Annotated in this window: 10 protein-coding genes and 1 pseudogene; 4 read left to right on the plus strand and 7 right to left on the minus strand. The window is 63.8% G+C overall.

Features of this window, described 5'->3' with window-relative positions; all coding sequences use genetic code 11:
* From B3520_RS05525 to B3520_RS05540, 4 genes are all read left to right on the plus strand, one after another.
* The coding region (locus B3520_RS05525; protein WP_286875593.1) for an ATP-binding cassette domain-containing protein at window positions 1-565 on the plus strand (565 nt) is incomplete at its 5' end.
* On the plus strand, window positions 558-1,343 hold the full coding sequence (gene znuB, locus B3520_RS05530; RefSeq protein WP_024461895.1) for a zinc ABC transporter permease subunit ZnuB: 786 nt from the start codon (window positions 558-560) through the stop codon (window positions 1,341-1,343). The genes B3520_RS05525 and znuB, both read left to right, overlap by 8 nt.
* 92 nt (window positions 1,344-1,435) lie before the next feature.
* Window positions 1,436-1,651, plus strand: a complete 216-nt coding sequence (locus B3520_RS05535; RefSeq protein WP_123639427.1) for a hypothetical protein — start codon at window positions 1,436-1,438, stop codon at window positions 1,649-1,651.
* Between the two features lie 114 nt (window positions 1,652-1,765).
* The gene (locus B3520_RS05540; protein ID WP_286804189.1) at window positions 1,766-2,626 is read left to right on the plus strand and encodes a UDP-2,3-diacylglucosamine diphosphatase; all 861 of its coding nucleotides are present in this window, start codon (window positions 1,766-1,768) and stop codon (window positions 2,624-2,626) included.
* A gap of 43 nt (window positions 2,627-2,669) precedes the next feature.
* Here B3520_RS05540 and B3520_RS05545 read toward each other — a convergent pair whose 3' ends face one another.
* The 7 genes and pseudogenes from B3520_RS05545 to B3520_RS05575 form a co-directional block, all read right to left on the minus strand.
* Entirely contained in the window at window positions 2,670-3,452 is a 783-nt protein-coding gene (locus tag B3520_RS05545; RefSeq protein WP_286804188.1) for a platelet-activating factor acetylhydrolase IB subunit, read from the minus strand.
* 68 nt (window positions 3,453-3,520) lie between these two features.
* Window positions 3,521-4,738, minus strand: a complete 1,218-nt coding sequence (locus B3520_RS05550; RefSeq protein WP_286804187.1) for a UxaA family hydrolase — start codon at window positions 4,736-4,738, stop codon at window positions 3,521-3,523.
* Window positions 4,731-5,078 carry a UxaA family hydrolase gene (locus B3520_RS05555; protein WP_286804186.1) on the minus strand — a complete coding sequence of 116 codons (348 nt, stop codon included), beginning with the start codon at window positions 5,076-5,078 and terminating at the stop codon, window positions 4,731-4,733. The genes B3520_RS05550 and B3520_RS05555 overlap by 8 nt, the downstream gene beginning before the upstream one ends.
* A gap of 3 nt (window positions 5,079-5,081) precedes the next feature.
* Complete coding sequence (locus B3520_RS05560) at window positions 5,082-6,068, minus strand: aldo/keto reductase (RefSeq protein WP_286804185.1); 987 nt, start codon at window positions 6,066-6,068, stop codon at window positions 5,082-5,084.
* A 174-nt stretch (window positions 6,069-6,242) separates the two neighbouring features.
* The gene (locus tag B3520_RS05565; RefSeq protein WP_286804184.1) at window positions 6,243-7,043 is read right to left on the minus strand and encodes an IclR family transcriptional regulator; all 801 of its coding nucleotides are present in this window, start codon (window positions 7,041-7,043) and stop codon (window positions 6,243-6,245) included.
* Between the two features lie 70 nt (window positions 7,044-7,113).
* Entirely contained in the window at window positions 7,114-7,956 is an 843-nt protein-coding gene (locus tag B3520_RS05570) for an amidohydrolase family protein (RefSeq protein ID WP_286804183.1), read from the minus strand.
* Window positions 7,953-8,602, minus strand: a pseudogene (locus tag B3520_RS05575) (glucose/galactose MFS transporter); the annotation flags it as partial. The pseudogene B3520_RS05575 and the gene B3520_RS05570, both read right to left, overlap by 4 nt.

Here is an 8,602-nt window from a genome sequence, read left to right on the forward strand (position 1 = left end):
CCGCCCGGGGCTGCGCATTGGCTATATGCCCCAGAAACTGCATATCGATCCGAGCCTGCCCCTGACCGTCAAACGCTTTCTCACCCTGGGCGGCACACCGCGCCTGCCCCTGGACGAAGTGCTGGCACTGACCGGCATCGAGGCGCTGACCGGGGCCACCATGAGCAATCTGTCCGGCGGCGAAACCCAGCGAGTGCTGCTCGCCCGGGCGCTGCTGCGCGACCCGAATCTCCTGGTTCTGGACGAACCCGTGCAGGGGGTGGATGTGACCGGCCAGGAGGCCCTGTACCGGCTGATCAATGATATCCGTCGCCAGCGCCAGTGCGGGGTGTTACTGGTATCCCACGATCTGCACCTGGTCATGGCGACCACCGATACGGTCATCTGCCTGAATCAGCACGTGTGCTGCCACGGACACCCCGAGCATGTGACCAACGACCCGGCGTATATCGCCCTGTTCGGCGAGAGCGCCAAGCCCCTGGTGGCGCCCTATACCCACCATCACGACCACACCCACGACGATCACGGCAACATTGTGGAAAAGGACCAACACCGGCATGCCTGACTTTCTACTCTATGCCCTGCTGGCCGGCCTCGGAGTAACTCTGGTCGCGGGCCCCCTGGGGGCACTCGTGGTCTGGCGCCGGATGGCCTATTTTGGCGACACCCTGGCCCACTCCGCACTGCTCGGGGTAACCTTCGGGCTGCTTCTGAACATCAACCTGAATCTTGCCGTGGCACTGGGCTGTCTGCTCCTGGCGCTGATTCTGGTGGCCCTGCAGCACAACCGGTTTCTGGCCACCGACACTCTGCTGGGGATCCTGTCTCACTCCACCCTGGCCCTGGGGTTGGTCATGGTGAGCCTGTTTACCAACAGCCGCATCGATCTGCTGGGCTACCTGTTCGGGGACATTCTCTCCGCCAGCGCCGGGGATGTGGTCACCATCTGGGTGATCTCGGTGCTGGTCTCCGTCCTGCTGTTCCTGCTCTGGCGACCGCTACTGGCGATTACCGTGCATGAAGATCTGGCCCGGGTGGAAGGGGTTCCGGTCACCGCCGTGCGCACCGCCCTGATGCTGCTGATGGCCCTGGTGATCGCCATTGCCATGAAGGTGGTCGGGGTGCTGTTGATCACCGCCTTGCTGATCATCCCCGCCGCCACCAGCCGCCGGCTGACCCACACCCCGGAAACCATGGCTCTGGGCGCCAGCCTACTTGGCGCGCTGTCGGTGCTCGGGGGGCTGGCGGCGTCCTTCTATTGGGACAGTCCGGCGGGCCCTTCCATTGTACTGTGCGCCACGGGGCTGTTTGTCCTCTCGCTGCTGCGCCGGGCGGAGGTTTAGCCGGGCAAATTATTTTCGTCGGACGGCTTTCATTGTGCGATTTTTGTGCAATACTGGGTTATCTACTCACGTTGTGCAGAAGGAACGTGCTTATGGCCAGCCCCAACGTCGTCATCGGCAGAGAATCGGTGCGCGGTGACGCTATCGCCGCGAAGGTGCATCAGGATATCGCCTTCCTTACCGACCGCCTCCACCGCCTCGAAAGCCAGACCAATCCCAACCCCCAGGTGCTGAAAGTGTATCGGGATATGTTGGAGAGCCGCTATGCGGTGCTGGACTGGTTGAGCCAGAGCGGCGAACCTCACTGACCCGACCCGGGGCGCCGCAGTGCGCTCCTGTCATCAAATTTTCATCGCATTGTTGTCGTTTCGTCATTGCCCATCGCCAGACTGTTCGCATCATAGGCCGACGGGACACCCTCAATGACCGACGCAACCTCTCCCGCAATGCAAGCCCCACACCGGGCGTCCAAACACCTCTCACCACTGATCAACAGCCGAACCATCTGGATTTCCGACCTGCACCTGGGTAACCGGGACTGCAAGGCGCAATATCTGTTGCGTTTTCTGGACGACATCCAGTGTGACACGCTCTATCTGGTGGGGGATGTGATCGATTTCTGGGCGCTGAAAAAGCGCTTCTGCTGGCCCGCCGAACACTACCAGGTGATGCTCAAGCTCTATGAGCTCGCCGGGCGAGGCGTGCGGGTGATCTACGTGCCCGGCAACCACGATGAGCCCATGCGGCGCTTCGACGGCGACCTGTTCGGGCCGATCGAAATCGCCGAGGAGCACGAATACCAGAGCGCCGATGGCCGACGCTGGCTGATCATGCACGGCGATGCCATGGACGCCTATATCAACCTGAGCTGGATTACCCGCTTTGGCGGCGACCTGGCCTACGAGCTGCTGTTGTTCATCAACCGCTGGTCCAACCGTTTCCGGCGCTGGTTCGGTCGCCCTTACTTTTCGTTGGCCGGGCTGATCAAGAGCAATATCAAAGGTGCCCGGGCCGCGATTGAGACCTACCAGACCGAGGCCATGGAAGAGGCCCGGCGGCGGGGCTTTGACGGGGTGATCTGCGGGCATATCCACGCCGCCGCGCTGCTGGAGCAGAACGGCATGCACTATGCCAACACCGGTGACTGGATCGAGAGCTGCACTGCCCTGCTGGAAGATCACCAGGGACAGATTCATCTGCTGCACTACAGTGATCAGGTGCAGTGGCACACCAGCGCCCCCGAAGAGGCGCTGGCGTCATCGGAAACGGCTCAGGCCGCCTGAGCCATCTCCCGGAAGTGAGCACCGGCAGGTCCGGGGACTGGGATCAGCGCTCTTGCGCCGGCAGCGTTCCCCGGGTCATCAGGGACTGAACCATCGGCTTCAGCGCCTCCGCCAGGCGCTCGTAGCCCTCGGCGTTGGGGTGCAGCAGGTCCGGCATGATGTCGGAGTGCAACTGGCCCTGTCCGTCCATGAACACCCGGTTCACATTGGCGTAAAACACCTCTGAGCCATCCGCCAGAGACCGGATCATCCGGTTGATGTCGCGATTGTTGGTCCGCATCTCATCGGCGGGTGTTTCACCCCGGGGAAAGATGGCCAGCAGAAGAATTTTGGTGTCCGGCAACCGCTGGCGCAGTTCGTTGACGATCGCCGTGACCCCGGCCGCCACATCCTCCGGCGGATCCATCCGGTGTCCGGTGTTGTTGGTCCCGATCATCATCACCACGAGCTTCGGATCAATGCCCTCCACTTCCCCGTGCTCCAGCCGCCAAAGCACGTTTTCCGTGCGGTCGCCGCTGAACCCCAGGTTCAGGGTACGCCACTGACCAAACGTCGCTTCAAACGCCTCGGCCCCCTCACCTTCCCAGCCCTGGGTAATGGAGTCGCCCAGAAACACCAGTTCCGGATCGCTCGCCCGGGCGGCCAGCTTTTCCTCGTGACGGGGCATCCACCAGTCGATGGCCCACTCCTCTTCCAGGGGCGCCAGGGTCAAGGCGGGCACGGTAGCCTCCTGTTGGTCAGTCTTGTGCTCCGGCTCGCCGGAGGTGGTGCAGCCCGAGAGGGTTGCCAGTAGCATCAGTAAAAGCGCGGGAGTCCTTCGAATCATGGGTATTGTCCTCATTGTGATTATTGGTCAGTGCGATCATAGCACCCGGTTCGGGCCTGATGAATGCCTCAGCCCTGGCGCACCGGCAAGCAGCCGGGCCCAATGGGCTCAAACGATTTATAGGTCAGGATGAATTCCTGGTGCCCGAGGGCTTCGGACACAGAGCGCTCGCCGGCGGCAACCGCTCTGACGCGCTGATAGATCTCCTCTCCCACCTCATCCAGGCTGGCCTCGCCGGTGAGAATCCGCCCGGCGTTCACGTCCATGTCCCCGCTCAGGCGGCGGTAGGTTTCGGGGTTGGCGCACACTTTGATGACCGGCGAGATGGCCGACCCCACCACCGAGCCGCGGCCGGTGGTGAACAGCGTGAGGTGGCAACCACTGGCAATCATTTCCACAATCTCGGCGTTGTCGGCAATATTCGGGAAACCGAACCGGGGCTCGCCATCGGGCACCACATCGAGCAGATAGAGCCCGCCCGCGGGCGGAATATCGCCGGGTTTGATCAGACCGCTGATGGGCGAGGCGCCGGATTTGGAATAGGCTCCCATGGATTTTTCTTCCAGGGTGGTGAGTCCGCCATCCGCATTGCCCGGCGCAAAGCTCCCGAATCCCATGGTCCGATAGTAGCGCTCCGCCTTGGCCACACAGGCCTGAATCAGCTCCCCCAGTTCCGGAGTCAGAGCCCGCTGCGCCATGATGTTTTCGCAGCCGATCAGCTCGCCGGTCTCCTCAAAGACGCATGCGGCGTCTTCCGCCACCAGATGATCAAAGCAGCGCCCCACGGCCGGGTTGGCGGTGATGCCACTGGTGCCGTCGCTGCCCCCGCAGATGGTGCCCACCACCAGCTCGTTCAGGGCCATGGGAACTGGTGTCTGACCGGCCAACTCGACACCCATGGCCTCGACCTTCTCGATCCCCGCCGCGATGGTGGCGGCGGTGCCACCGGCCTCCTGTATCACCAGCAACTCCACGGGTCGGCCGGACGCGGCGATGTGCTCCCGCAGGCCGTCCCGGTCCATGCTCTCGCACCCCAGAGAGACCAGCAGGACCGCGCCCACGTTCGGGTGGGTGGTCAACGAGCGCATCATCCTGCCGGCGTATTGATTGGGAAAACAGCCCGGGAAGCCGATCAGGTGTACATCCAGGTCGTCGAAGTGCTGGACGATCCGGCGGCTGACATGATGCGCACACTCCACCAGATAGGCGACCAGCACCACATTGCGAATACCCTTGCGGCCATCGGCGCGGACAAAACCCCGAAGCGGAGCTATGGAGTCAGTCATTAGGCGGCTCCTGTGACGGTGGGCTGACCTGGCCGCCGGACGCACGGGTATGGCTGGCCAGGTAATCGCTGCTCAGGTTGTGCATATGCACCCAGTCGCCCCGGGCCACCGGGGCCAACAGGGAGCCGATCGGCACCCCGTATTTGAGAACCCTGTCGCCGGCGGCCAGCGCGTGACGGGCCAGCTTGTGGCCCACCGGCAGTGCGCCGTTCAACACCAGCGCCTGGCCATCCAGGGTAATCTCGGTGCCCTCGGGCAGGCTTCGGGTGGTCACCAGTACGTTGTCGTCCGGGTGCAGCAATATCAGGGCATCGGTCGAAACGGGTGTGGTCTCGGACATGGCTCAAGACGCCTCCACCGGACAGGGCGCCGTCTCCGGGAGCAGGCCCCGGGATTTCAGTGCGCTCCAGAACCCTGTCGGAATCGGCTGATCCATCCAGAGGCGCGCGCGACTCACTTCCGCAGCGCTGGCACAGCCGGCAATCACCGATGCCACCGCCGGATGGGCGGCGGGAAATTGCAGCGCGGCGGCGGGCAATGGCACCGCAAACTCGGCGCAGACCGCCTCGAGCGCGGCGACCCGATCGATCACCCAGGCCGGCGCCGGGGCATAGTTGTAGTAGTGGGGGCCGGCGGTGTGCACCCCGGTGGCGAGCACGCCGGAGTTGAAGGCGCCGCCGACGACCACCGACACCCCCCGGGCTTGGCACTCGGGCAGCAGGCGCACCAGTGCGCCCTGCTCGAGCAGGGTGTAGCGACCGGCGAGCAGCAGGACGTCCAGTTCCAATTCCCCCAGCGCCCGCTCGCACACGGCAACCTCATTGACGCCCAACCCAATCGCCTGGATTTCTCCGGCTGCCTTGCGCTCCTGCAGCGCCCGGTAACCGCCGGTGCGAAACTGCCGCCAGAACCACCTATCCTGCTCGCCATGGGTCACCGGGCCCAGGTCGTGGGCGTAGACAATATCGGGAAGCCGCCCGAGGCGCTCGGCGCTAGCCGCCAGTTGACGCTGCACGGCGTCATAACCGTAATCAAAGACAGGGGTAAAATCCGCCGCCCCGGCAAAGCCGAAGCGGACCTCGTTGCGTGCTCCGGGATCAACGGGCTGGAGGGTTCGCCCCACTTTGCTCGACAGGGTTACCGGCCGCCCCGCCAGCGCCGGGCCCAGGCGCTGTTCGCTCAGGCCAAAACCGTAATGGGGGGCGGTATCAAAGTAGTCGATACCCTCCGCCAGCGCCTGCGCCACCGCAGCCTGCGCCTGCTCCTCCGGGAGGGGGCGGTAGAGGTTGCCGATGGGTGCCGCACCGAATCCCAGTGTTGGCAGAGTCATTGCCGTGCGGCCCAGCGTACGGCGTTGCAGAGAACGGGAGTGCGTCACAATAGCCCTTTTTAAATCGCCCGAAGCGTTGCGAAAGTTTTTATAATTAAAAACCAGATCACAAGTAAAAGTAAAAATCGGTACTCTGTCAACCGGTTTTTCGCGGCGGGACGGTCCGGGCAATGGCTACAGGCTGTGCTGCCTGAGCAAGGTGGACAGCTCGGTGGCCGCCGCACGGAGTTTGCTGAGCGCCTCGTCCACTGTGCAACGCTCCGGTTGGTAGCGCACGAACGGCACGGTGAGGGCCGCGACAGCGCCCCGCGCCCCCATCAGCGGCGCCGACAGGTCGGTCACCCCGTCGATGAAGTCACTGGGCGTGCGCACATACCCCTGCTCCCGGGCCGCCTCGGCCCGGGCCATAAACTCCGCCAGGGCTTCCTCGCCCGCCGCCGCCAGTTGTTCACGCATCACCGCCTGAGTGTCGCCGCTCTGAAAGCCGTAGAGGGCCAACCCGGACGCCGCCTGAATCATGGGCCGCCGGTAGCCGACCCGCACCGAAAACCCCAGATCTCCCGGGTTTTCGATGCGACCGATCACCACAATCTGATCGCCGGAGGCCGTGGCGATATGACAGGATTGGCCGATCTGCCGGGCGAGCGCGGACATGACCGGCAGCGCCAGCTCAATCAGGGTTTTGGTGGGTGCCCGGGCAATGCCCAGGGTAAACAGTTTGTTGCTGAGGGTGTAACCATCGCGCCCCTCGGCGGGCACGATATAACCCCGGTACTCCAGTGCCAACACCATGCGAAACAGCTCGCTCACCGAACGCCCCAGATGGGCGGCTATCTGGGAGGTGGTCATGGGCTCACGACGGCTCGCCAACAGCTCCAGCACATCCAGACCTTTCTCCAGTGCGGGCGCCTTGTATTTGCGCTCGGCGTCCGCCTCGCCGTTTGCGGTTTTATTGCGGTTTTTGTCGTCGTTCATTCTGGAATATCCCAAGGCCGATCGTTCACGGCAACGCCCTGCGACGCGCCATTTTTTTGGAAAGCCAGACTCAAATCGCCAGGCCGTATACCGCTCGGGCGTTGCCCCTGAACACCGCCGCCTCCTGCCCCGGAGTAACGGCATTGACCCGGTGCCACGCCAGGGTCAACCAGCGGCTGTAGTCTCCGGCCAGGTTCAGCACCGGCCAGTCACTGCCCCAGAGCACCCGCTCGGGGCCGAAGATCTCCAGTCCCGAATCCAGGTAGGGAAGCAACTCCTCCCAGGGCTGACCCGGCGCCAGCTCGGTGGCCAACCCCGAGAGCTTGCAATACACCCGGGGACAGCTCGCCAGCGCCTTGAGCCCCTGCTGCCAGCCACCGAGCCCGCCCCGGGCGATATCCGGCTTGGCACCGTGATCAATCACGATGGTCAGATCCGGGTGCCGGCGGGCCAGCTCCAGCAGAACCGGCAAGTGCCTCGGACACACCAAGGCATCGAACACCAACCCCTGCACCGCCATGGCGGACAGCGCGTCCGGGTTGGCCCGATGCAGAATCCAGTCGTCCTCTGGCAGCGCCTGGAGCATGGGCCGTAACCCCTTCAGCCACGGATTCTGCGCCAGCGACCGGATTCTCCCCGGGGCCGCCTCCCGGGTCAGGTCCGTCCAGCCCACCACGCCGAGGATGGAGGGCCAGCGCTCGGCCAGCGTCAGCAGATAATCGGTATCGGCCTCGTTCGGCTGGGACTGCACCAGAACCGAGCCCACCACACCCCGGGGGGCGGCCTCCCGCCAGAAGTCCTGCGGACCGAAATCGCGATAAATGGCCCGCAGGTCCGGCGTGGGCCAGGAACACTCGGGCCGCGTCAACTGCCAGCAGTGCTGGTGAGCGTCGATGATCCCCAGACCGGTCATCCAGCACCCCGCACCGAACGCCGGGCGAAGGCCGCCACCACCAGAAAACACCCCAGCGGGACCACGACCGAAATGTTAATACGCGTGAGATCCGAAACCAGACCCATCAGGGCGGTAATGATCGCCCCACCAATGATCGCCATGATCAACAGTGACGATCCCGCCTTGGCCAGGGGCCCCAGCCCTTTCAGACTCAACGCAAAAATGGTGGGAAACATCAGAGACATGAAAAAGCTGGTGGACACCAGCGCCAGTAGCCCCAGGTGTGTGGGCCACAATATCGCCACCGCACAGAGACCGACACTGATCAGGGCGTAAGCAAACATCAGACGGGCCGGCGCAATCCGTCCCATCAGCCCGGTGGCCACAAAGCGGCCGACCATAAACGCCACCAGAGACGCCGCCAGATAATCGGCCAGGGCCTTTTCACCCACACCGGGCAAAGCGCTCTGACCGTAGCGGATCATGTAGCTCCAGATACACACCTGTGCACCGACATAAAAAAACTGCGCCACCACGCCAAACAGGTAATAGCGCTCTTTCAGCAGGGCCCGAAAATCCGCCAACCGGAACTCCCGCTTGTCCTGCTCACACCCGCTACCCAAAGGGGGAAAGCGCACGCAGGCGACCGCCAGAGCCCAGAAAA

The sequence above is a fragment of the Marinimicrobium sp. UBA4509 genome, from assembly GCF_002388575.1.
Taxonomy (GTDB): domain Bacteria; phylum Pseudomonadota; class Gammaproteobacteria; order Pseudomonadales; family Cellvibrionaceae; genus Marinimicrobium; species Marinimicrobium koreense.